This is a genomic window from Candidatus Seongchinamella marina (assembly GCF_026262685.1).
GTDB classification, from domain to species: domain Bacteria; phylum Pseudomonadota; class Gammaproteobacteria; order Pseudomonadales; family Halieaceae; genus Halioglobus; species Halioglobus marinus.
On sequence record NZ_SHNP01000001.1, the window covers coordinates 430,567 to 454,358 of the forward strand.

The 23,792-nt window shown below is 53.9% G+C and carries 25 protein-coding genes; 21 read left to right on the plus strand and 4 right to left on the minus strand.

Features of this window, described 5'->3' with window-relative positions; all coding sequences use genetic code 11:
• Positions 1-27: 27 nt before the first annotated feature.
• The 20 genes from hscB to EYC87_RS01910 all read left to right on the plus strand — a co-directional run bounded on the left by hscB (position 28) and on the right by EYC87_RS01910 (position 17,306).
• Positions 28-567, plus strand: coding sequence for a Fe-S protein assembly co-chaperone HscB (gene hscB, locus EYC87_RS01815; RefSeq protein ID WP_279251353.1), 540 nt, complete (start codon positions 28-30; stop codon positions 565-567).
• Positions 568-2,448, plus strand: coding sequence for a Fe-S protein assembly chaperone HscA (hscA, locus tag EYC87_RS01820; protein ID WP_279251354.1), 1,881 nt, complete (start codon positions 568-570; stop codon positions 2,446-2,448). It abuts the gene before it with no gap.
• A complete protein-coding gene (fdx, locus tag EYC87_RS01825) occupies positions 2,445-2,783 on the plus strand; it encodes an ISC system 2Fe-2S type ferredoxin (protein ID WP_007227155.1) in 339 nt (112 codons plus the stop codon). The genes hscA and fdx overlap by 4 nt, the downstream gene beginning before the upstream one ends.
• Positions 2,784-2,810: 27 nt before the next feature.
• Complete coding sequence (gene iscX / locus EYC87_RS01830) at positions 2,811-3,005, plus strand: Fe-S cluster assembly protein IscX (RefSeq protein ID WP_279251355.1); 195 nt, start codon at positions 2,811-2,813, stop codon at positions 3,003-3,005.
• Positions 3,006-3,271: 266 nt separating this feature from the next.
• Positions 3,272-3,697 (plus strand): nucleoside-diphosphate kinase, encoded by a 426-nt coding sequence (gene ndk, locus EYC87_RS01835; protein ID WP_007227491.1) that lies wholly within the window; start codon positions 3,272-3,274, stop codon positions 3,695-3,697.
• Between the two features lie 13 nt (positions 3,698-3,710).
• Positions 3,711-4,886: a dual-specificity RNA methyltransferase RlmN gene (rlmN, locus tag EYC87_RS01840; protein WP_279251356.1), complete on the plus strand. Its 1,176-nt coding sequence runs from the start codon at positions 3,711-3,713 to the stop codon at positions 4,884-4,886.
• 5 nt (positions 4,887-4,891) lie between these two features.
• Entirely contained in the window at positions 4,892-5,656 is a 765-nt protein-coding gene (gene pilW, locus EYC87_RS01845) for a type IV pilus biogenesis/stability protein PilW (protein WP_341474965.1), read from the plus strand.
• 1 nt (position 5,657) lies between these two features.
• The gene (locus EYC87_RS01850) at positions 5,658-6,134 is read left to right on the plus strand and encodes a helix-turn-helix domain-containing protein (RefSeq protein WP_279251358.1); all 477 of its coding nucleotides are present in this window, start codon (positions 5,658-5,660) and stop codon (positions 6,132-6,134) included.
• The gene (gene ispG, locus EYC87_RS01855) at positions 6,131-7,261 is read left to right on the plus strand and encodes a flavodoxin-dependent (E)-4-hydroxy-3-methylbut-2-enyl-diphosphate synthase (protein WP_007227443.1); all 1,131 of its coding nucleotides are present in this window, start codon (positions 6,131-6,133) and stop codon (positions 7,259-7,261) included. Before EYC87_RS01850 ends, ispG begins: the two co-directional genes overlap by 4 nt.
• Positions 7,262-7,286: 25 nt before the next feature.
• The gene (hisS, locus tag EYC87_RS01860) at positions 7,287-8,573 is read left to right on the plus strand and encodes a histidine--tRNA ligase (RefSeq protein ID WP_279251359.1); all 1,287 of its coding nucleotides are present in this window, start codon (positions 7,287-7,289) and stop codon (positions 8,571-8,573) included.
• Between the two features lie 23 nt (positions 8,574-8,596).
• Positions 8,597-9,325, plus strand: coding sequence for a YfgM family protein (locus tag EYC87_RS01865; protein ID WP_279251360.1), 729 nt, complete (start codon positions 8,597-8,599; stop codon positions 9,323-9,325).
• Between the two features lie 3 nt (positions 9,326-9,328).
• Positions 9,329-10,501 carry an outer membrane protein assembly factor BamB gene (gene bamB, locus EYC87_RS01870; RefSeq protein ID WP_279251361.1) on the plus strand — a complete coding sequence of 391 codons (1,173 nt, stop codon included), beginning with the start codon at positions 9,329-9,331 and terminating at the stop codon, positions 10,499-10,501.
• The gene (gene der / locus EYC87_RS01875) at positions 10,501-11,910 is read left to right on the plus strand and encodes a ribosome biogenesis GTPase Der (protein ID WP_279251362.1); all 1,410 of its coding nucleotides are present in this window, start codon (positions 10,501-10,503) and stop codon (positions 11,908-11,910) included. Before bamB ends, der begins: the two co-directional genes overlap by 1 nt.
• Before the next feature lie 23 nt (positions 11,911-11,933).
• On the plus strand, positions 11,934-12,317 hold the full coding sequence (locus EYC87_RS01880; RefSeq protein ID WP_279251363.1) for a group III truncated hemoglobin: 384 nt from the start codon (positions 11,934-11,936) through the stop codon (positions 12,315-12,317).
• 322 nt (positions 12,318-12,639) lie between these two features.
• A complete protein-coding gene (locus tag EYC87_RS01885; protein WP_007227539.1) occupies positions 12,640-12,942 on the plus strand; it encodes a hypothetical protein in 303 nt (100 codons plus the stop codon).
• A gap of 15 nt (positions 12,943-12,957) precedes the next feature.
• Positions 12,958-13,764, plus strand: coding sequence for a GIN domain-containing protein (locus EYC87_RS01890; RefSeq protein ID WP_279251364.1), 807 nt, complete (start codon positions 12,958-12,960; stop codon positions 13,762-13,764).
• 15 nt (positions 13,765-13,779) lie between these two features.
• Entirely contained in the window at positions 13,780-14,151 is a 372-nt protein-coding gene (locus EYC87_RS01895; RefSeq protein ID WP_279251365.1) for a GntR family transcriptional regulator, read from the plus strand.
• Positions 14,151-15,005, plus strand: coding sequence for an ABC transporter ATP-binding protein (locus EYC87_RS01900; protein ID WP_007227392.1), 855 nt, complete (start codon positions 14,151-14,153; stop codon positions 15,003-15,005). Before EYC87_RS01895 ends, EYC87_RS01900 begins: the two co-directional genes overlap by 1 nt.
• Positions 15,005-16,069, plus strand: a complete 1,065-nt coding sequence (locus EYC87_RS01905) for a hypothetical protein (RefSeq protein ID WP_279251366.1) — start codon at positions 15,005-15,007, stop codon at positions 16,067-16,069. Before EYC87_RS01900 ends, EYC87_RS01905 begins: the two co-directional genes overlap by 1 nt.
• 13 nt (positions 16,070-16,082) lie before the next feature.
• Positions 16,083-17,306 carry an Nramp family divalent metal transporter gene (locus tag EYC87_RS01910; protein WP_279251367.1) on the plus strand — a complete coding sequence of 408 codons (1,224 nt, stop codon included), beginning with the start codon at positions 16,083-16,085 and terminating at the stop codon, positions 17,304-17,306.
• A gap of 33 nt (positions 17,307-17,339) precedes the next feature.
• Here EYC87_RS01910 and EYC87_RS01915 read toward each other — a convergent pair whose 3' ends face one another.
• From EYC87_RS01915 to EYC87_RS01925, 3 genes are read right to left on the minus strand one after another with little or no spacing between them, the layout of a single operon-like run.
• The gene (locus tag EYC87_RS01915) at positions 17,340-18,128 is read right to left on the minus strand and encodes an alpha/beta fold hydrolase (protein WP_279251368.1); all 789 of its coding nucleotides are present in this window, start codon (positions 18,126-18,128) and stop codon (positions 17,340-17,342) included.
• The gene (locus tag EYC87_RS01920; RefSeq protein WP_007227136.1) at positions 18,125-19,444 is read right to left on the minus strand and encodes an O-acetylhomoserine aminocarboxypropyltransferase; all 1,320 of its coding nucleotides are present in this window, start codon (positions 19,442-19,444) and stop codon (positions 18,125-18,127) included. Before EYC87_RS01920 ends, EYC87_RS01915 begins: the two co-directional genes overlap by 4 nt.
• Positions 19,445-19,469: 25 nt before the next feature.
• A complete protein-coding gene (locus EYC87_RS01925) occupies positions 19,470-20,891 on the minus strand; it encodes an NAD-dependent succinate-semialdehyde dehydrogenase (RefSeq protein WP_279251369.1) in 1,422 nt (473 codons plus the stop codon).
• A gap of 142 nt (positions 20,892-21,033) precedes the next feature.
• Between EYC87_RS01925 and EYC87_RS01930 the strand changes: the two genes are divergently transcribed.
• Positions 21,034-22,542 carry a BCCT family transporter gene (locus EYC87_RS01930; protein WP_279251370.1) on the plus strand — a complete coding sequence of 503 codons (1,509 nt, stop codon included), beginning with the start codon at positions 21,034-21,036 and terminating at the stop codon, positions 22,540-22,542.
• 11 nt (positions 22,543-22,553) lie between these two features.
• Here the strand turns inward: EYC87_RS01930 and gcvA are convergent, their stop codons facing one another.
• Entirely contained in the window at positions 22,554-23,492 is a 939-nt protein-coding gene (gene gcvA / locus EYC87_RS01935) for a transcriptional regulator GcvA (RefSeq protein WP_279251371.1), read from the minus strand.
• Positions 23,493-23,792: the final 300 nt, after the last annotated feature.

A 23,792-nucleotide genomic window follows, 5' to 3' on the forward strand; every position in this document is an offset into this window, starting at 1 on the left:
GCCCGAAACCAAAGCGGCCACGGCGGCATGTCAACCCCTGACTTTACTCAGACCTATTTCCAGCTGTTTGATCTCCCGGTGCGGTTTGCGGTCGATACCGTCGCCTTGGGCGATGTTTATCGACAACTGCAGCGAGAACTTCACCCCGACAGGTTTGCCAGTGCGGCTAATCACGAGCAGCGCATAGCGGTGCAGTACTCGGCTTTCGTCAATGAAGCCTATGCGGTGCTCAAAGCGCCTTTGCCCAGGGCCTTGTATCTGCTTGAACTCAAAGGGATGAGTCAGGAGGAGATTTCCCGTCAACAGGTAGACGGCGGGTTCCTGATTGAGCAAATGGAGCTGCGCGAGAAACTGGAGACCATGCACGATCTGGTTGACCCCGACACAGTGCTGGATCATCTGGTCGGTGAAATTTCTGCCGATATCAAGTTGCATCACGCGGAGTTCGAAAGCGCTTACACCCATTCTGATTTGCCCGCTGCCGCCAGTGCCTGTGTAAAGATGCAGTATCTGGAAAAATTGCTGCAGGAAGCGGAGCAGATCGAATCAGATCTGATGGATAACTAAATGGCGCTATTGCAAATAGCCGAACCCGGCCAGTCCCCGGTACCCCACCAGACCAAGCGTGCGGTGGGTATAGACCTGGGTACGACGAATTCTCTTGTCGCCACCGTGCGCGGCGGCCGTTCCGAGGTGCTCTCCGATGCCGAGGGTCAGGCCATGTTGCCTTCGGTGGTGAATTACTCCAGTGCAGACGGCGCACGAGTAGGGGCGGTGGCTCAGGCTTTGTCCAGTGAACACCCTGCCGATACACTGGTTTCGGTCAAGCGCTTTATGGGGCGCGGCAGGGCAGATGCGCAACAGGAGGCGGAACGAGCTCATTATCAACTCGCTGACAATGAGGAAGGTATGGTGAGTTTTGTCACTACTCAGGGCACTGTCAGCCCAGTTCAGGCCTCGGCCGAAATTTTATCGGTCCTTGAGACTCGCGCCCGGGAGGCGTTGGGTGGCGAGATCGAAGGTGCGGTGATTACCGTGCCTGCGTATTTTGATGACGCCCAGAGACAGGCGACTAAAGACGCGGCAACACTTGCCGGATTGCCGGTCATGCGGTTGCTCAACGAACCAACGGCTGCTGCGGTGGCCTACGGCCTCGATTCTGGAGAAGAGGGCGTGATCGCGGTTTACGATCTTGGCGGTGGCACCTTTGATATATCGATATTGAAGCTGCATCGAGGGGTTTTTGAAGTGCTGGCAACGGGTGGAGATACCGCTTTGGGCGGCGATGACCTGGATGCGGCGGTCGCCGGCTGGGCACTGGAGCAACGACCCTGTGCCCCGTTATCGGGTGGCCAACATCGAGCCCTGCGGAGTATGGCCAGGAAAGCAAAAGAGGCGCTGTCTACAGGGAACAGTGTCGACCTGCCCATAGCCGAAATTGTGGCCGACGCCCAATCCCTAACCTTGTCACGCGTCGATTTTGAGGCGTTGATACAACCATTGGTAAAACGCACTTTGCGCGCCTGTCGTCGCTGTCTGCGTGATGCGGGTATTGCAGCAGTGGACAATGTGGTGATGGTGGGCGGTTCCACTCGAGTGCCATTGGTTCGCGCCGCTGTGGCGGACTTTTTTGAGCGCAAACCACTCACTGACATTGATCCCGATCGTGTGGTTGCGATGGGTGCAGCAATTCAGGCAGATATTCTGGTGGGAAACCGTCCGGAGGGCGATCTGTTGCTGCTGGACGTTATCCCGTTGTCGTTGGGCCTTGAGACCATGGGTGGCCTGGTGGAGAAAATTGTTCCCCGCAATACGACTATTCCTGTGACCCGGGCACAGGAGTTCACTACTTTTAAAGACGGCCAAACGGCGCTCGCGGTGCATATCGTGCAGGGAGAAAGAGAGCTGGTTTCCGATTCACGCTCCCTCGCTCGGTTTGAACTGCGCGGCATTCCGCCAATGGTGGCGGGCGCTGCGCGAATTATGGTCACGTTTCAGGTGGATGCAGACGGACTGTTGAATGTCTCGGCGCAAGAGGCGGCTACCGGGGCTGAAAGCAGCGTCACCGTAAAGCCCTCCTTTGGCCTCAACGATGAACAAATCACCCAGATGTTGCAGGCCTCATTCAGCCATGCTGCTGATGACAAAAATGCCAGACAGCTGGCGGAGCAGCGCCTGGATGCCGAGCAGTTGCTGGACGGCTTGGAGGCAGCCCTCGCAGCAGATGGCTCTGAACTACTCAGCCAGCCGGAGTGCGAGGCTCTGCATCGTCTGATGAAAGAGCTGCGTGAGCAGGCGGCCAGTGAAAGTATTGACGATATCCGCAAACTGACTGAGCAACTGGGTCGCGCCAGCGAAGCATTTGCCGCCAGACGCATGGACAAAAGCATTAAACAGGCCCTTTCAGGCGTGAGTCTGGAAGCGCTTGATCAGGAGGTAAGCGAATGACCCGCATAGTGGTCCTGCCCAACGAAAATTTGTGCCCCGAGGGTGCCGTCATCGAAGCCGATCCAGGCGAAACGGTCTGTCGAGCACTGCTGCGCAACCATATCGATATCGAACATGCCTGTGAGATGTCCTGTGCTTGCACGACCTGCCATATCATTGTGCGTGAAGGCTATGATTCCATTGAAGAGCCCGATGAGTTGGAAGATGATTACCTCGATATGGCATGGGGCCTGGAGCCCGATTCGCGCCTCTCTTGCCAGGCTGTCATTGCCGACGAGGACCTGGTGGTAGAAATTCCCCGATATACGATCAATATGGTGTCCGAAAGCCATTAAAGATCCCGCAACCACAGGGAGAAAACCATGCGCTGGACCGACATAAGTGATATCGCTATCGAACTTTTCGAAACACACCCCGATGTGGACCCCTTGGCACTCAATTTCGTCGATCTTCGTCAATGGGTGCTTGCCCTGCCTGATTTTGACGATGATCCCAATCACTCAGGTGAGAAGATTCTTGAGGCGATTCAGGCGGCCTGGATCGAAGAACTGGACTGAGCTTTCTGGTTCAGGTCAGCTCGGTTGCCCTCATCTCGATGGCCGAAATGGCGCCCGCGGCACACTCTGGGCGTGTGTATTTTCCCATCTTCGTTAAGTTATTGATTTAACGAAAGATTAATATCGTCCACATCGGAAGATCAGGGTGAAACCAACACCTAAAGTCCGTATAATTCCCCGGCTTATTTCGCACCTGTCTGGGCGGGGCCCAAAAGGCTATCCGCGGGGCAGTTGTTTATCCTTGAAATTCCAATTGGAGAACTCCCATGGCTGTAGAACGCACCCTGTCCATCATCAAGCCCGATGCTGTCGCCAAAAACATTGTTGGCAAAATTTACTCTCGCTTCGAGAGCAACGGTTTACACATCGTAGCTTCCAGAATGCTGCGCCTTTCAGACGTTGTTGCTGGTGGTTTTTACGGCGAACATCGCGAGCGTCCTTTCTTCAAGGACCTGGTTGAATTCATGACTTCTGGTCCCGTTGTCGTACAGGTTTTGGAGGGCGAAGGCGCCATCGCTAAAAACCGTGAGCTAATGGGGGCTACCAACCCACAGGAAGCCGCTGAAGGCACCATCCGCGCTGACTTCGCGTCCAGCATCGACGCTAACGCAGTTCACGGGTCGGATTCACCCGAATCGGCCGCCCGCGAAATCGCTTACTTCTTCGCTGCCAGCGATATCTGCGAGCGCTAGGAGCTTATAAGCCGTGACCAGCCTCATCGCCAGCACTGTAGACGCAACCCAGCAGGAGCCTGAAAAGGTGAATCTGCTGGGCTTGCCTCTGGCTGCGATGGAACAGTACTTCCTGGAGCTCGGAGAGAAGAAATTCCGTGCCCAGCAGGTATTAAAGTGGATTCATCACCACGGAGTCACGGATATTGATGAGATGAGTAATCTCGGCAAGGTCCTCAGAGAAAAGCTCAAGTCCGTTGCTGAGATTAAACCTCCCGAAATTGTGAGTCAGCATGATTCCAACGACGGTACCCGTAAATGGGCAATTCGGGTTGAAGGCGGCGGCCTGGTAGAGGCTGTTCTCATTCCAGACGGCAAACGAGCGACGCTGTGTGTGTCGTCGCAGGTCGGGTGTAGTCTGGATTGTAGTTTTTGTTCCACCGGCAAGCAGGGATTCCAGCGGGATCTCTCAGCCGCAGAAATTATTGGCCAGGTTTGGCTGGCGATTAAATCCTATGACGCCTTTCAGTCTGCCAAGGGTCGCATAGTCACCAACGTGGTGATGATGGGCATGGGTGAACCCCTGCTCAACTTTGACAACGTCGTCGCGGCCATGGACCTGATGATGGAAGACAATGCCTATGGTATTTCCAAGCGACGGGTCACATTGAGCACCTCTGGTGTGGTGCCTGCGCTGGATAAGTTGGCCAAGGTGAGTGAGGTTTCCCTAGCGGTTTCATTGCACGCTCCCAACGATGCGTTGCGCAGTGAACTGGTGCCAATTAATCGCAAATACCCCATCGCGGTGCTGCTACAGAGCGCTCGGAACTATATTGACGCCCAGAGCGACAAAAAACGTGTTGTTACTATCGAATATACCCTGATAGCTGGAGTGAATGACCAGCGAGAGCATGCTCAGGAACTTGCCCAGTTGCTCAAGGGTTATCCCTGCAAAATCAACCTGATTCCTTTTAATACCTTTGACCAGTCCGATTACCGTCGTCCCAGTGGTAATGCTGTATCCAGGTTCTGGCAAGTACTGGTGGATGCAGGATATATTGTGACTGTGCGAACTACCCGCGGAGACGATATTGACGCCGCCTGCGGTCAATTGGTCGGCCAGGTAGTGGATCGCACTCGCCGCAGCGAGCGCTATCGAGATGCTGCGCAACGACAAAACAATGATGTGCAATCGGGGCAGGGACAATGATGGGCATGGAGAAAGGAATTCGAATTCTGGCAACGCTGTTCATGGCATTGATGCTAAGCGCCTGCGTTACCACTACGGAGAGCGTTTTTACCGACAAAGCTGACCCGCAAAAAGCACTGGAGCGCCGGGTTGAGCTCGCGCGTAAGTACATTGGCGAAGGTGATTGGGAAAACGCCAAGCGCAACCTGAAGCTGGCTTACGAAATGGAGCCTAACAACGCTGAAGTGCACGAGGCTTTTGCACTGGTGTACCAGAGCACGGGCGAATTTGAGCTGGCCGAGCAGAGCTACAGAACAGCCATCAAACTGGATAGAAATTTCTCTCGCGCTCGCAACAATTACGCCACGTTCCTCTATTCGCAGCAGCGCTATGAAGAGGCAGCGGCACAACTGGAGTACGTGGTAAAAGATTCACTCTATAAGGCGCGGCCCCAGGCTTTTGTGAACCTGGGCCTGTGTCGCATTCAATTGTTTGACAATCAGGGCGCAGAGGAAGCTTTTCGTCGTGCCCTGACCATGGAACGCACCAATAGCATTGCCCTTCTGGAAGTTGCCCAGCTGCGTTTTGATGCAGGCGATGTCAAAAGTGCGGAATCCTATTACGACACCTATCGCCGGGTGTTAAGACAGCAATCCGCGCGTGGCTTGTGGCTGGGTATTCGGATCGCCAGGGAAACCGGCGACCGCGATGCCGAGGGCAGCTACTCATTGGCATTGGCTAACCTGTATCCAGCTTCGGCTGAGTACGAGGCTTTTAAGCGGACCAAGTGACGTGACCAGCGATGTGTTATCACAGGTAGATGCGTTTGTGACACCGGGAACGTTGTTGCGCAAGGCGCGACTGAACGCTGATTTTACCCAGCGGGAAGTGGAAGATCGGCTCAATTTGATGCCCGGCTATGTGGAGTTGCTGGAACGAGATGACTATCAGTCACTGCGCAGCCCTGCCTTTGCCCGCGGCTATGTCCGTGCCTATGCCCAGTTGATGAAACTGGAAGAAGCAGCAGTATTGGCGGCCTTTGATGAACAGCGCGAGACCTGGGAGCAGCAAAAGCAGCGAGTTGAGACCCAGTCACTGCAGCTTCAGAGCACTGGCGTGGGGGTGATTGTGGGTTTAGTGACGCTGCTTTTATTATTTTTTGCCCTCTGGTGGTGGTCGGGTCGCGATCAGGGTGGAGTTGAAGCTGCATCCCTGTATTACAGCGAAGTTACGGTAGCCGGAATCGATATCCCGGCAGGTGAACCATGAAAACTGAATCTCCGATCAAGCGCCGTGAATCCCGAAAAATTTACGTTGGCGATGTGGCCGTTGGAGGCGATGCGCCGATCAGCGTGCAGAGCATGACCAATACTGAAACCTGTGACGTGGCGGCCACGGTGTCTCAGGTTCAGGCGATTGCTGACGCCGGCGCCGATATTGTGCGCGTTTCTGTGCCCAGTATGGATGCGGCGGAAGCCTTCAAGCAGATTCGCGCGCAGGTCTCTGTGCCATTAGTGGCCGATATACATTTTGACCATAAGATTGCCCTCAAAGTAGCTGAGTATGGCGTCGATTGCCTGCGTATTAATCCTGGCAATATTGGTCGCGATGACAAGGTGCGAGAGGTGATCAATAGCGCCCGGGACAAAGGTATACCTATTCGTATTGGCGTGAATGCAGGGTCGCTGGGCAAAGAGCTGCAGCGTAAATACGGTGAGCCTACGCCGGAAGCATTGGTGGAATCAGCGATGCACCATGTTGATATTCTCGACAAGCATAACTACCCGGACTTTAAGGTCAGTGTAAAAGCGTCTGAGGTATTCATGGCGGTCGCGGCGTATCGCTTGCTTGCAAAAGAGATCGATCAACCCCTGCATCTGGGTATTACCGAGGCGGGAGGGTTGCGCGGTGGCACCGTGAAATCGTCCGTGGGTCTGGGAATGCTGCTGATGGACGGCATTGGCGACACTATCCGTATTTCCCTGGCAGCCGATCCTGTCGAGGAAGTGAAAGTGGGCTTTGATATTCTCAAGAGCCTGAAATTGCGCAGCAATGGCATTAATTTCATCGCCTGTCCGAGTTGTTCAAGGCAGAATTTTGATGTGGTAGGCACCATGAACTCGCTGGAACAGCGCCTTGAGGATATCCGTACGCCTATGGATGTCGCCGTCATCGGCTGTATCGTCAATGGTCCCGGTGAGGCCAAAGAAGCCGATGTTGGACTCACTGGAGCCTCGCCCAGCAATCTCATTTACGTAGACGGCGAACCCGATCACAAGATCAGCAACGAAGCGTTCATCGATCACCTGGAAGAGGTCATTCGTGACAAGGCGACCAAGCTGGAACAACAACGCGCTGAGGAAGCTGAAAAGCTAATCCTCAAGAGCCCGGCCTGAAGCGGCCGAATTTATTGGAGTAGTTGTGAGCAATATTCGAGCCATCCGCGGGATGAACGATATCCTGCCGGATGTAACACCCTCCTGGCAGTACGTGGAGACCGTGATTGGCAGCCTGATGGCCAGCTATGGCTACAGCGAAATGCGGATGCCTATCGTTGAGCAGACGGATTTGTTTCGTCGCGGAGTCGGCGAAACGACCGATATTGTTGAAAAAGAAATGTATACCTTCCTCGACCGAAACGAGGAAAGCCTGACGCTGCGCCCCGAGGGAACCGCAGGTTGCGTTCGCGCGGCCATCCAACACGGCTTGCTTAACACTGTTCAGCGCCTCTGGTACACCGGCGCTATGTTTCGTTACGAGCGTCCGCAGAAAGGCAGACAGCGGCAGTTCCACCAGGTGGGTGCCGAGGCGTTTGGGGTAGCCTCTGCGGATATGGATGCAGAGGTCATTCTGCTGACAGCCAGGCTATGGCGGGAGCTGGGTATAGCGGAAGATGTGCAGTTGCAGTTGAATTCCATCGGCAATGCGGAATCACGCAATGCCTATCGCGACGCACTCGTGGCCTACTTGCGTGAAAGAGTGGACGCGCTGGACGAAGACAGCCAGCGACGCCTGGCCAGCAACCCCCTGCGTATCCTCGACAGTAAGAACCAGGAGACACAGGCGGTGCTTGATGGCGCTCCCTCCCTGGTGGACTTTCTCGATGAGGAGTCCGCCGCCGACTTTAGTCGTTTGCGCGAGCTGCTGGACGCGGCGGGAGTTGCCTACAGCTTGAACCCCAGGCTGGTACGCGGCCTTGATTACTACAACAAGACTGTCTTTGAGTGGGTCACAGATCGGCTTGGCGCCCAGGGCACTGTCTGTGGCGGTGGACGTTACGATGGTCTGGTTGAACAGTTGGGCGGCAAATCTGTTCCCGGTGTGGGCTTTGCCATGGGTATTGAACGTCTGGTGCTGCTGCTTGAAGAATGCGGACAGTTACCGCCAGCAGAAGCCAGTGCCGATGTCTATGTGGTGAGCTTCGGTGATTCCGCCCAGACAGAAGCCTTGGCGGCAGCTGAGCAGTTGCGTGATGCCCTCCCTGGCCTCAGAATCGTGCAGCATAATGGCGGTGGCAGTTTTAAGAGCCAGATGAAAAAAGCCGATAAAAGCGGCGCTCGCCTGGCACTTATTTGGGGTGATGACGAAGTGGCCGCAAATACGGTTAGCATCAAGCCCCTGCGTGAGCAAAATAATGAGCGAGTAGGGCAGCAGTCGGTGGCCCGGGCCGAATTGGAACAAACCCTGCGGGCATTGCTCGCAGTTTGATTGGTTAAGAGGAAAAGTAGAACGTGGAACAATACCGTACAGAAGAAGAACAGGTTGAAGCATTGAAACGATGGTGGGACGAGAATGGTCGTTCCACGATGGTAGCAATTATCGTTGCCCTCGGACTTGGCTTTGGTTGGCAGGGTTGGCAAAAGTATCAACAGGATGAGCTGGAAGGCGCCTCGACGAGTTATCAATCTATGTTGCAGATGCTGTCTGAGCAGGACGATGAGGGTGCAGCCGCAGTCGCGGTAGACATCAAGAAAAACTACAGTCGCAGCACCTACGCGCAATTTTCAGCCCTTCATTTGGCTCGTATCGCCGTCAATGAAGGTGATCTCGCGACGGCTGAGTCGGAACTTCGCTGGGTATTGGGTCGCGCTGACAAGGGCAGTGATAGCGCACAGCTAGCTCAGCTGCGCCTGGCTCGTGTGCTGGCATCCGGAGACGATGCGCAGCAGGCCCTCACCATATTGGACAGTACTGACCCTGGTGCCTATGCGTCGGCTTACCAGGTCGCCCGAGGAGACATTCTATTATCACAGGGCCGCAGTGATGAAGCTCGGCAGGCGTACTCGTCAGCTTTGATGCTGGCATCCCGTGGAGAAGGCCAGGTGAATATGGCCATGCTGCAGCAAAAGCTGCAAAGCCTGAGTCAGCGAGCACCGCGAGAGTTGGCAGCTCCTCTGGAGCCCTCTGTACCTGCCTTGAGTGAAGCTCCGGCTGATACTGCCGATAGCGAAAAGGAGTAGTTTATGCGGCCCATGCAGTGGTTAATAACGATCCCCCTCATACTTAGCCTGGGTGCCTGCAGCACCGTTAAGGGATGGTTCGAGATGGACGATGACGATGACCCGACCGCGCCGGTTGAACTGGTTGATATAGAGCAGACGGTAAAAATCAAAAAGCTCTGGTCGGTAGGGGTTGGCGATGGACAGGGCAAAGGGCTTTATCGCCTGCAACCGGTAATGACAGGTGACACTCTTTACGCAGCTTCTGCAGACGGCGAAGTCAAAGCTATCGGCCGGAACAAGGGCAAGGCCCTGTGGAAAGTTGACCTGGAAACGAAGCTTTCTGGCGGTGTTGGTCATTACGGCGACGCGGTGTTTCTTGGTAGTTCTGACGGTTCGGTGTTGAAGCTGTCTGCTGCCACTGGCGAGCTGCTGTGGTCTACCCGATTGCAGGGAGAGGTGCTTGCGCCGCCGCAGGGCAATGGCCAGGTGGTCGTTGCACAAACCTATGACGGTAAGCTTCAAGGGCTTGATGCGGACTCCGGCGAAAAGCTGTGGACCTATGACAGTGACGTGCCGGTGCTGACAATTCGCGGTACTAGTGCGCCGATTCTGAATGGCAATACGGTCTACGCCGGCTTTGCTAACGGGAGAGTCGTCGCTTTTAACGCAGACACGGGCGGTGTTATGTGGGAGGTGCGTGTTGCGATCTCACAGGGGCGCTCGGAAATCGAACGCATCGTCGATGTGGATGGGCACATGGCCCTGATCGGCAATGAATTATATGCCGCGAGCTATCAGGGCAGGGTTGTAGCAATAGACGTGGCCTCAGGTCGAAAACTGTGGCAGAAGGACGTGTCCTCGTTTTCTGGAGTTTCTCAGGGCTTCGGCAACGTTTATGTCACCGATGAAGACGGCACAATAAGCGCTTATCTTCGCAATGGCCAGGGCCTCCGTTGGGAGCAAAGCGCTTTGGGTTACCGGGAATTGTCACGGCCCACACCGGTCAGTAGCTATGTGGCAGTGGTTGACCTCGAGGGCTACCTGCACCTTGTTTCGCAGGTTGATGGTGAGTTTGTCGGTAGGGTGAAAGCTGGAGGCGGTGGCGCGAGGGCCGATATGATTGCTAATGGTAACCTGCTGTACGTATTCACTAACAGTGGCAGCTTAATCGCCTATGAGATCACTGCAAAGTAATGATTCCAGTGATCGCTCTGGTAGGGCGCCCCAATGTTGGCAAATCGACGCTTTTTAACCAGCTGACGCGCAGTCGGGATGCCTTGGTCGCGAATTTACCCGGTCTCACCCGGGACCGTAAGTATGGCGAGGCAAGTCTGGGCTCGCGGCCTTATATGGTTATTGATACTGGCGGCATCAGCGGTGATGAGGATGGTATAGATTCAGAAATGGCAGACCAATCACTGGTCGCCATTGAAGAAGCTGACGCGGTACTCTTTTTGGTAGACGCCAGGGAGGGGCTTAATCCTGCAGATCAGGCTTTGGCCAAACACCTCAGACAACGCAATAAGTCATTTCATCTGGTCGTGAATAAAATCGATGGTCTTGATGCAGATATAGCTAGCAGCGACTTTTACGCTTTGGGTGTTGAGTCCATGTTTGCTATTGCTGCGAGTCATGGACGGGGTGTGCGCAACATGATCGGTGAGGTCATGGCGAACTTTCCCGAGGAAGAGCGTACAGAGGAGGATGAAGCCTATCCTAACAGCACCCGCGTCGCTGTCGTTGGCAGGCCCAATGTGGGTAAGTCCACGCTGGTCAATCGCCTGCTGGGTGAGGACAGGGTTGTTGTTTTCGACGAGCCTGGTACCACCCGGGACAGTATTTATATCGATTATCAGCGCGATGAGCAGGAATATACGCTGATCGATACCGCAGGCGTGCGGCGCCGCAAAAACGTGAAACAGACGGTGGAAAAATTTTCTATCGTTAAAACCCTCAAGGCGATTGACGACGCCCATGTTGTTGTTTTAGTCATGGATGCACACGAAGGTATCGTCGACCAGGATATGCATCTGCTGGGACACTGTATCGAGAAGGGCCGCGGCCTGGTATTGGCAGTTAACAAATGGGACGGCATTGAGCCGGATCAACGGGACTGGATTAAGAGTGAACTAGGGCGTCGCCTGGCCTTTGCAGATTTCGCGGACACTCATTTCATTTCTGCACTGCATGGTACCGGCGTAGGGCATCTCTATAAGTCGATTAATGCGGCCTTTGAGTCGGCTACCCGAGAGCTTTCGACTAACGCTCTGACCCGGATACTTGAGGGCGCAGTATTTGATCATGCGCCCCCGATGATAAACGGCCGTCGAATTAAAATGCGTTATGCTCATGCCGGGGGTCGCAATCCACCGCTGATCGTCATTCACGGCAACCAGACCGGAAAGGTGCCCACCAGCTATGCTCGCTATCTGGAAAAAATCTATCGCCGGGAGTTGAAGCTCGTTGGTACGCCCGTTCGTATAGAGTTTCGCACCTCGGATAACCCTTACGCAGAAAAGCGTAGCAAGCTCACCCAGAGACAGGTCCAACGAAAACGCCGGCTGACGTCGCACGCCAGCAAGAACAAGAAAACCAAAAAATAGGTTCGACTTTTCGGTGGCGGCATATGAGCGATGACCCCAGACCTGACCTAAACTGCCGCGAGAACGTAGAGCGGTTTGTCGACTGCTTTTATCAGCGCTTGCTTGCAGACGAGCAACTTGCACCTATTTTTCTCGACGTTGCCCGGATAGACCTCCAGGTACATCTCCCACTGATTAAAAGTTACTGGTGTAAATTGTTGCTGGGTGAGAATGCTTATCGAAGGCACACCATGAATATCCATCGCCAACTTCATGCCAGGCGCAGTCTGGGTTCTGCGGACTTTGAGCGCTGGTTGAACTTGTTTTGTGACACCTTGGATCGTTCCTTTACCGGGCCTTATTCTCAAAAAGCCAGGCGTATAGCGGGTGCTATAGCAGCTAACATGCAGCAAGGTCTATCTATTTAAATATCTAACCTATTGATATAGTTGAATAAATAAAATATTTGCTGTTTTCTTGTTGTGCAATCAAATTATGGTGTTATAGTTACGTATAACACCGTATCAGTGAGATTGTGAAAATGAGCTTCAAGCTAAGAAAACAAGTTTTAAACCGCAGGGACCATCGCATTATCGTGCACCTTGGGTTGCTACTGATTTGTGCAATGCTCAGCTTGGTGGGGGTGGGTGCACTGGCCTTTTTGTGCTTCCTGCCCGCTGCTGGCCTGGTTGAAGCTTTGTCAATAATCTCACCCACTCCAGCCACGCAACGCATATAGAGGGCCAGATTATGTTTCGTGTATTCATACTGTTATCACTGATTGTTATAGTCAGCACAGTGGTGAAGGCTGAGGTCGATCCAGGTCAGGTCAGCAGCATGGCCCTGGCACAGATTCAGCACTGTTTGGACTTGCGCGTCACTGGTGTGGCCTCGATGCCTGTAGCAAGCAATGAAATCGGCTTGTCCTTTCGTGGACTGGGTGCCACGCTGGGAATTGGCTTGATGACACTTCTCTTCTTTGTGCCCGCCGCATTGTTTTCCGAGTTCCTGATGCGCCGCGGTGAACAAAGCGACCAGACAGAGACGGCCTAAATAGAGGGAGCAACTATGAAAGCGTTAGCAATATCAGTAATGGCCCTGGCAAGTTTTAATGTGCAGGCGGAAACGCTGAGAGTCACGGATCTTGAGGTTGAAAACGTTTCAGTTCAGGGCAGTGTAGAGGTGCAGATTGAACAGGGGGAGACAACTGAACTCCTGATTCGGGGTGACCAGGACAAGCTGGATATGCAACCGTTTTATACTCGGGGCGAAACGCTGGTGCTTGGACATTCCGCGCAGCACAAAGGCACGAGTTTTTCTTCCGTCAAATACATGCTTACTTTGCCCGACGTTAATGAGATTTGGCTCAGTGGCAGCGGCGATATCTTTGTGAAACCCTTTGAAACCGACGAGCTCCTGCTAGCCGTTGATGGCTCGGGAGATATCAATTTGTTTTCTGTCGTTGCCAGAGAAGTTAAAGCCCGAGTACGAGGCTCAGGTGATATCAAGCTGGCGGAAGTAGAATCACCCAATGTTGAGCTACTGGTTGCGGGTTCTGGTGATGTGGCTGTTGGCAAGCTGACCGCAGAGGCGATTGAAGCCACTGTTAGTGGGTCTGGAGACATCAGGGTAAAAAAGGCGTCAACCAAAGTGTCTTCTATTGAAATTAATATAGCGGGCGGTGGCGAAGTTGATCTCAGCGCCGTGGCTGTCAGCGCTGCAGAAATTAATATCATTGGCTCGGGAGATGCTCGAGTAGGCGAGGTGAATGACCTGGAGGTCAACATTATCGGCAGCGGCGATATTTACTACGCTGGAGACCCAGACATTGATAGTAACGTACTGGGATCTGGCGACTTGAATCGAGAGCGGTAATCAGGAGACCAACCTGTGACTGTTGAATGGAACGATAAACAGCCGATTTACCGCCAACTGCGAGACTTGGTGGCCGAGCGGATTATGGACGGCAGCTTTCCCGAGGGCGAAGCCATTCCCTCGGTGCGTCAAGTCTCTGCAGACTATAAGATCAATCACCTGACAGTTGGTAAAGCCTACCAGGAACTGGTTGACGAGGGCTTGCTGGAGAAGCGCCGTGGTCTGGGCATGTTTGTGACAGTAGGAGCATGTTGTGCGCTTACGAGTAATGAAAAACAGCAGTTTATCGACGAAGAAGTGAGCGCATTCCTCGAAAGAGCGAAAGTGCTGGGAATGGATACTCAGGAGGTAGTGGGATTGCTACTGGAAACAGGGGGAAGACGCTAATGGACCATATTGTCGAAGCTAAGGGATTAACGCGAAAATTCGGCGACCTTAATGCTGTTGATCATGTTGATTTTACTATTCCCCCCGGTGCTGTGCTGGGGTTGATCGGTCCCAATGGTGCGGGCAAAACCACTTTGCTCCGGGCACTGTTGGGCCTCACGGAGTATCGGGGAGAATTGAATGTTCTGGGGAATAGCCCCAGGACCCAGCGTTCTCGCTTGATGGAGGAAGTGTGCTTTATCGCTGATACCGCGGTGCTTCCGCGGTGGATGCGCGTAGAGCAATTGCTCGATTATGCCAGCGGTATTCACCCCCGCTTTGATCGCAGTATCGCCCTAAGTTATCTCAAGGATACGGACGTGCGTCTTAACGGACGCATCAAAAATTTGTCCAAGGGTATGATGGTTCAGGTTCACCTAGCTCTGGTAATGGCTATCGACGCTCGCCTGTTGATTCTGGATGAGCCGACCCTGGGCTTGGATATTCTGTTTCGTAAGCGCTTTTTTGAGCAGTTGATATCGGACTATTTCGATCAGGAGCGGACCATCATTATTTCGACTCATCAGGTGGATGAAGTCCAACATATTCTCACTGATGTGATGTTTCTTAATCGCGGCAAAAAGATCTTGCAGCGCTCCATGCTGGAAATTGAAGAGCAATTTGTGCAGCTTAATGCCGTCGGCGATTCCGCTGCCAAGGCACAGGGTATTCCACATTTAGGCTCACAGAGCATTTTAGGTGGCAAAGCCGTTATTTATGAGGGCATTGAACGGGAGTCCCTGGCACCATTGGGTGAACTTCGAACGCCATCGGTGGCTGACCTGTTTGTGGCAATGATGGGAGGAGACAAGTAATGGCATCTACCGCTTCGCTCCGTCGATTTACCCTTCTGCAAAAAGAGATACAGGAGTACAAACTGTCGTTTGTGTGGACGCCTGTTATTGTCGCAGTGGTCCTCACCTTGCTGATGTTCGCCAGCGTGTTGGTGGCGGGCAGAATTTCCGCGATGGGAGACACTATTCTCGAGGTCATTATGGCAGAGAAAACCAATGTCTCTCCGACCATTACTATTAACATTGATGATACCGAGATTACATCGGGAGATTCCTCTGCCGCAGAACCGGTTTACGAGGTTGAAGTTGCCTCGGCCGATGATGCGCCCTCAGAGGAAGACTGGAACTTCTCACGAAGCTGGCGCTTCGAACCAGAAAAACGGGACAAGCCCGATTACGAATCATCAGAAGTTGGCAGCCTGAACCCGGTGTTGAATGTAATCAATGGATTTTTCCTGCTTCTGGGAATATGGGTCACAACCAGTTATCTACTGGGTTCTCTTTACAATGACCGCAAGGATCGCAGTATTCTTTTTTGGAAGTCGATGCCGGTGTCTGAGTGGGAGGAGGTGCTTACCCGGTTTATAGTGGCGCTGGTTGTTGTTCCCGCCTTGTACATTGGTGTCTCGATGCTATTGCAATTGTCTTTCGTGTTGCTGGCGATGCTGATGGTGTGGCGTATGGATATGGATCCCTTTGTCACGGTGTTGGCTAATATTCGTTTTGGTGATCTTTTACTGGATCAGGTCGGAGGCTGGCTGATGACAGCTCTCTGGGTGGCGCCAGTGTATGGCTGGTTTCTGTTGGCCTCTGCATGGGCCAAACGAGCACCCTTTATTGTGGCCGTTGCGCCCGTTATTGGCATTATGCTGCTGGAAGGTTTTTTGCTGGGAACCGATTATGTCTATGCCGCTGTGATTAGTCATATTCCTCACTATGTTGGTGGCGAGAGTGTGGTGGGCTTTTACATCAATGGCGTGTTTTGGCAGGAAGTGGATCTTTTCAGTATGTTTTGTGGCTTGGTTTTCGCGGCGATAACCCTGATAGGATCCATCTATTTGCGACGCTATCGATTTGACATCTGACGACAGCCTGACAGTGAGAGCAAAGCGCCCTGGTCCGTTTGGTCCGGGGCTTCTTGTTACTGCTGCTTTTATTGGTCCTGGTACGGTGACGACTGCCAGCATCGCCGGTGCGGGCTTCGGCTATGCATTGCTCTGGACGCTGTTGTTTTCGGTAATTGCCACCGCGGTCTTACAAGAAATGTCCGCTCGCCTTGGCCTGGTCACGCGCCGGGGCTTATCCCAGGCGATTCGCGAGACTTTTGCCGGACGCTGGTATGGCCCTCTGGCAGTTTTTCTGGTGGTGGCTGCGGTCGGCTTTGGGAATGCGGCTTACGAGGCGGGCAATATTACCGGTGCGGCTCTGGGACTGCAGGGTTTAAGCGGTATTCCCAGTGGGATCTGGGCACTGGCGGTTGGCTTATCCTCGGGGGCCTTGTTGTTAAGCGGCCGTTACAGTTTGATCGAACACGTGCTGGTCGCCCTGGTGTTGCTGATGAGCACGGTGTTCCTGTTAACGTTTTTGATGGTGCGCCCCCCGTTAGAAACGCTGGTCGCTGGAATGTTGCAACCCAGTTTGCCCGAGGGGTCTTTGTTAACTGCAATTGCGCTTATTGGCACCACCGTGGTGCCTTATAACCTGTTTTTACATTCCAGTGCGGTGCAGGAAAAATGGCGGGAAGACTTGCCGATTGCAGCTTCACTAAGGGCGGCGCGAGTCGATACCGGCTTGTCTATTGGTCTTGGCGGCTTGATTACTTTGGCGATTATGAGCACTGCTGCTGCCGCTTTTTTTGGTTCTGGTGCCCAGGTGTCTGCTGCCAATATTGCCCAGCAACTGGAGCCTTTGCTGGGCCCAGCGGCGCGCTACTTTTTTGCTGCCGGGCTATTTGCAGCCGGACTTAGCAGTGCCGTAGCAGCACCATTGGCAGCGGCTTACGCCGTATGCGGGGCCTTGGGCTGGGAACGTGAGCTGTCTTCCTTGCGCTTTCGTATGGTGTGGTTGCTGGTACTGGCCAGTGGTACTTTTTTTGCTGTGATTGGAACCAGTCCCCTTGCGGCGATACTTTTTGCCCAGGCTGCCAACGGTTTATTGCTGCCTGTTTGTGCCGTATTTCTGCTGCTGGTAATGAATCGCTCACAACAGTTGGGCGACTACCGTAATGGCATCGCCAGTAACGTGCTGGGAGCTTTTGTGGTGCTGGTGACCCTCGGGCTGGGCGGACTCAAACTGTTAAAGGTTTTCGGGTTGGTTGGTTAGCGCCTTGGGGTCCCAAAGCGCTGCGTTAAAACGCTAAAGTACTTTATGTAGCGCTGTTAACAGGGTGTTAGGCTCTTCCACCATAATGGTGTGGCCGGCGCCCGCTAACATGACGACTTCAACTTCGGGCAGGGCCTCTTGTAAGGGACGGGTACCTCGGCTGGGGGTCAGTCGATCTTCCACGCCCAGTATCATCAGCGCCGGACATTGCACTTCTTCAGCTCGGTCCAGTCCGGTGGTGTAATCGTTGCAGGCGTTCATGTCGTTGAATAACACACCCGGTGCCGCTCGTTCATAGAGGCGCAGGGTATTACCGATCATCCATATTCCCGAATTGCGGTTGCCGCCGTACTGGTGTCGTTTGCTGTAACCCCACTGGGTCAGCATGTCGAAAGCGGCGTGGTCGTTGTTGCGCGCGGCATCAAGTATGGCGTCGGAGACTGGCATCGGCGCAGTTGTTCCCACTAGCGCAATGGCCCTGATACGTTGCGGGTAACGCGCCGCGCACTCCAGTGACACCAGACTGCCCAGGCTGTGGCCAGCGAGCGCCGCTCGATCTATTTTCAGCGCATCGAGTAAATCTATTATCCACTCCGCCATAGCCTCAATGCTGGGGCGCAGTGCACCCGTTGAGCGACCATGGCCGGGCAGGTCGACGGCAACGACATTGCGTCCATGGCGGGCAAAATGTCGGGACGCCAGCGTCCACACGGTATGATCCATACCCGAGCCGTGGATGAACACCACGGTCTCCTTGTTTGGATCTATCTGCCGGTTGTTGGTGTAGCAATAGCTGCTATCGCTATTTACATCTGTCCTCATCGTTGACCCTCCTGTCGTTCCATGGCCTTGCCCGCTGCACGCAGCCCCTGTTTCAGGTCGCCTATCAGGTCATCGCAATCTTCCAGGCCAATGGAAAGGCGTATTGTGCCCTCGCTAATACCACCGGCCGCCAGTGCTGCAGCGTCCATACGATGGTGAGTCGTGCTCGCCGGGTGGATAACCAGCGACTTGGCATCGCCTACATTGGCCAGGTGAGAGAACAGGTCCAGAGCGTCGACAAAGGCAATGCCTGCACCGCGACCACCCTTGAGGTCAAAGCTGAATACGGCGCCACAACCTCGCGGAAGTAGCTCGCTGGCCAGGCTCTGGTCAGGATGGCCGTCCATTTCCGGATACGACACCTTAGCGACAATGTCCTGGCTGTGGAGGAATTCAACGATGCTACGAGTGTTCTGTACGTGACGCTGCATGCGCATCCCCAGAGTTTCTATGCCCTGCAGGATATGAAACGCTGAGGTAGGGCTCATGCAGGCGCCGAAATCCCGCAGGCCCTCTTTACGTGCTCGGGTAATAAATGCCGCAGGTCCAAACTCTTCTGTAAATACCATTTGGTGAAAACCGTCATAGGGTTCGCTAAGCGTTGGAAACTTACCCGAGGCCTCCCAGTCAAAGCAGCCGCTGTCTACCAGCAGTCCGCCTATCACCACACCGTGGCCACTGAGAAACTTGGTGGCTGAGTGCTGGATCAGGTCGGCACCCAGCTCAAAGGGTTTTATCAGGTATGGGGTGGTAAACGTTGAGTCCACCATTAGCGGCAGGCCTGCATCGTGGGCTACCGCTGCTACTTCAGGGATATTTAGCACATCCAGTCCGGGGTTTCCCAGGGTCTCGGCAAACACCAGCCGAGTATTGTCTTGTATTGCAGCTGCAAAAGACTGGGGATCCCTGGGATCAACGAAGGTGGTTTCAATACCGAAGCGGGGCAGGGTGTAGGCCAACAAGTTGTGCGTGCCACCGTAAACTGCAGCAGAGGCCACGATATGGGAGCCGGCACCCATCAGGGTGACGATTGCCAGATGCAGGGCGGCCTGGCCGCTGGCAGTAGCAATGGCTCCAACGCCGCCTTCCAGAGCGGCAATGCGTTCCTCAAGAACAGCATTGGTGGGGTTGCTCAGGCGCGAATAAACGTGGCCAGCGCGTTCAATATTGAAGAGCGAAGCCGCATAGTCCGAATCGGGAAAGGTGAACGAAGCGGTCTGGTAGATGGGCGTAGCGCGCGCACCTGTCGTCGGGTCAGGTTGGGCGCCAGCGTGCAGCGCCATGGTGTCCAGTCCAGGGTATTTAGGTCCAGCCATTTTTTTCTCCTATGCGGTGCGCGGTTTAAACGCTAAAGCCGCCCAGTTTGGTTTCCAGGTATTCCTCGATACCCTCGCGGGCACCCTCGCGTCCCAGCCCGCTTTCCTTCATGCCGCCAAAAGGTGCGGCGGCGCTGGTTGGGTTGATGTCGTTAATGCCGATAATGCCGAAGTGTAACGCTTCAAAACTGCGCACGGCACGAGACAGGTTTTGAGTGTAAACATAGGCGGCCAGCCCATAGCTGGTATCGTTGGCCATGGCGATAACGTCGTCTTCATCGTCAAAAGGCACCACTGCAGCTACCGGTCCGAAAGTTTCCTCGCGGTAAATCAGCATATCTGGAGTAATAGCACTGATCATCGTTGGTGCGTAAAAGTGTCCTTTGTCGAGACCTTCGCCCTGCAGGCGCTGCCCACCTGTATGCAATGTGGCACCCTTGGCCAGCGCGTCCTGCACCTGTTTATCCACTTTCTCTACGGCGGCTTCATTTACCAGCGGACCGATGCTGTTGGCAGGATCCAGCCCGCTGCCCGCACGCATTTTCTCGATGCGGGCCTGCAGGGTTTCAAGGAACGGATTGAGGATCTTGCGCTGCACGAAAATGCGGTTCGGACTAATGCAGGCCTGGCCCGTGTTCAGGAATTTCACCAGAGATAAGCCCTTGGCAGCGTGCACCGGGTCTGCGTCATCGTAGACTATGAAGGGCGCATGACCCCCCAATTCCATGGACACTCTTTTCAGCTGTGCAGCAGCATCGGTTGCCAGTTTCTTGCCGACCGCCGTAGAGCCAGTGAAAGTGAGTTTTCTAACGCTGGGGTTGGTACAGAATTCCTCGCCGATAGGGCGGGGGTCCGAAGCGGTGACAAGGTTGACCACGCCAGCAGGTAAGCCCACCTCGTGGAGAATTTCGTAGACGGCTATAGCGCACAGTGGTGTAGCTTCAGCGGGTTTGAGAACGACTGTACAGCCTGCCGCCAACGCCGGTGCCAATTTACGAGTAAGCATGGAAATCGGGTAGTTCCACGGTGTCACTGCAGCGACAACACCCACCGGTTGTTTTTGCACCAAAAAGCGCTGGTCGCTGCGGGCAGATGGAATGGTCTCGCCGTAGATGCGTTTTGCTTCCTCTCCAAACCAGAGCAAAAAATCGGCCGCATATTTCACTTCGTTCAGCGACGCCTTCAGTGGCTTGCCCTGTTCTTTTGTCATTAATTCTGCGAGTGCGGGACGGCGCTCCATCATGAGTTGGTGGGCCGCATACAGTTTCGCCGAGCGCTCATAGGCGCTGCTGGCAGCCCACGAGGGCAAGGCAGCGGTCGCTGCCGCAATGGCCGTCACCGCATCTTCCCGTTCACCGTTCGGGACTTCGCCTATGACCTCGCCGTTGGCAGGATTGTAGACAGGGAATGTTGCTTCCCTGGTTTGCCACTCACCGTTGATATACACGCCGTGCTCCTGTGCAAAAACACTGTAAATCTCGAATAAAATTCAAGCGCACTGAAGAAAAACTAAAGGCTATGCATTGCTTGCAGTGCGCGCGCAAGGATAGCATGATTGTTCGCCTGAACTGCAGGCTTGGAGTAGTTTCTTGGACGCCAATCTCGATAAGACTAATTTTACGGCGACGCTGTTTGTTATTTTTCTGGTTTCGGTGCCCCTGGTCCTGAACCCCGAGGGAGGCGCTGCGCTGGTGCAGCAAAGCTATGCGTTTATAGCCACCAACTTCGGCTGGCTTTACGCTCTTGCAGGCATTGGCGCCATACTGGTTTTAGCTTGGTTGGCCTTTGGTCGCTATGGCAAGGTTAGACTCGGCGCGGCGGATGAAACGCCGGAATACAGCACTTATAGTTGGATCGCCATGTTGTTCTGCGCAGGAGTCGGTGCAGGATTGATGTACTGGTCTGCGATTGAGTGGGCGTACTACTACGATGGCCCTCCATTCGGTGCTGAACCTCATTCAGTGGAAGCCGCCAAGTGGGCCTCGTCTTATGGTATTTTTCATTGGGGCTTCACCGCCTGGGCATTTTATTGTCTTCCCACGCTGGCAATTGCTTATCCGTTTTATGCGCAAAAAGTACCGGTGCTGAAATACAGCGTCGGCTGTCACTATTGGTTGGAGGGTAAAGAGGAGAGTTTGCCGGCTAGGGCAATGGACTTCCTTTTCATGATTGCCATGATCGGCGGCGCGGGCTCTTCGCTGGGTTTTTCAACGCCCCTTATTGCCGCTTTGATTTCTCGACTTACCGGCATTGAGACTGGGTTTGGTCTGGAGGTTGGCGTCGTCCTGCTGTGCGTTATCATTTTTGCTACCAGCGTGTATTTGGGGCTTGAGCGAGGCATTAAACGCCTCAGCGATATCAATATGTTTGTGGCACTGGTGCTGTTGGCGTTTGTTTTTGTTGCGGGTCCCAGCCTGTTTATTGTCAAAACATCGCTTAACAGTATCGGCACAGTGATCCAGAACTACGTGGCGATGAGTTTCTGGACGGATCCCTTCACCGAGTCCCGATTTTTTGAGGACTGGACCGTGTTTTACTGGGCCTGGTGGATAGCCTATGGTCCTTTTGTCGGTATGTTTGTTACCCGCATCTCGCGCGGCCGCACGATTAGACAAGTCATTGGCGGCATGTTGCTCTATGGAACTCTGGGTGGTGCTTTGTTTTACATGGTACTGGGGAATTTTTCTCTGGGCCTGCAAATGAGCGGAGAGTTGGATGTGTTAGCTGTCATGGCACAGAGCGATGGTAATCAGGCTATTGTCGCCAGCTTCGATCAGTTGCCGCTGGCGGGCCTCGCCATAGGGTTGTTTTGTTTTGTGAGTATCATCTTTTCCGCCACGACCTACGATTCTGCATCCTACATCCTCGCTTCCAGCGCCAGCCATCGCTTACATCCCAGTGAAGATCCACCTCGATGGCATCGCAGCTTTTGGGCCGTGGCCCTGGCAATATTGCCGCTCACGCTGATGTATATTGGCGGCATCAAAGTGGCCCAGACTTCGGTGCTGGTGGCATCTCTGCCTATTCTATTGACCGGGGTATTGTCGACGATCGCACTGATTAAGTCTCTGCAGCGCGATCATAGTGCACAGGAATAGCGTTCACGGGTCTAGTTCGCGTCGTGATCGAGTTGCAATTGCTGGTCCAATGCTACTTGTTTGAGTAGCCATGCTCTAAAAACTTCTATTTTGGCTTGTTCCCGTTGTTCCTTGCGACAGGCCAGGTACCAGCTGCGCGGATTTAGTACTCTCAGCCCCGGGAACATTTCGACTAATGCTCCGTTGGCGAGGTCTCGAGAAATATAGGGCTGCTGCGCCAAAGCGATGCCCATGCCCTGGGCGGCGCTGCTTAGTGCCAGGTCATAACTTTCCAGTTGCAAGCCTTGTGTCATATCAACGGCAGTAATGCCCTGCGTTTCCAGCCAGGTTGGCCAGTCGTTGGCGGAAGGGTAAACCTGTAGCAAATCTCGTGGCGGGATATCCTGTGGCTTGCTCAGCGTATCGTGATTCTTTTTCAGGTAGCTGGTGCTGCAAACTGGAAACATCTGCACATCGAACAAATGGTCGTAGTGCAGCCCGGGGTTGTCCGCAACGCCAATCATTATTGCCGCATCAACATCGTCGTGCTCAAAGTCCGCATCCATTTGCGCAGTGGTCAAGCGAACCTGCATGTCTTCGTGCGCCGCTTGAAAGCTGGGTAGTCGCGGCAGAAGCCACCGAATGGTGAAGGTGGAATAGACCTGCAAAGTTAATACTGTCACTGGCGAACTGCTGAGTATGCGCTCAGTTCCTTCGGCGATACTGTCCAGGGCATTTCTAAGAATAGGGTAGTAAAGAAGTCCCTTGCGCGTGAGTTCTATACCCCTGGTGCGACGAGTGAAAAGAACCAGCCCTAAATGTTCTTCCAGCGCTTTGATCTGGTGACTGACCGCGGACTGGGACACGCTCAGTTCGCTGGCCGCGTCCTTAAAACTGAGATGTCTCGCCGCTGCCTCAAAAGCACGTAGGGCGTTTAAGGAGGGGAGGCGACGCCGTTTGTTTTGGGGCATGCAGTCACCCTTTATTAGTCTTATAGATGTAAGGGTTTATACAGCGCATGGATAATTGTGTCTATGTGTTGATCAGCCTAGATTCGCTCTGGTGGCCAGTGGGATCAATCTCGACACATAGCTTCAGTCTGAAGAGGGCAGATTAGCGACCGCTTCAGCTTATATTCAATATTGCGGTGACTCACAGGCTGTCTCGATAGTAGAACCAGACAGAACAGGCAGTGATGTCAGGGAGGGTCGTGTGCCGCGTGTATATATCGATGACCAGATTTTGATGATTCAGCGAGTTAATTTCGCATT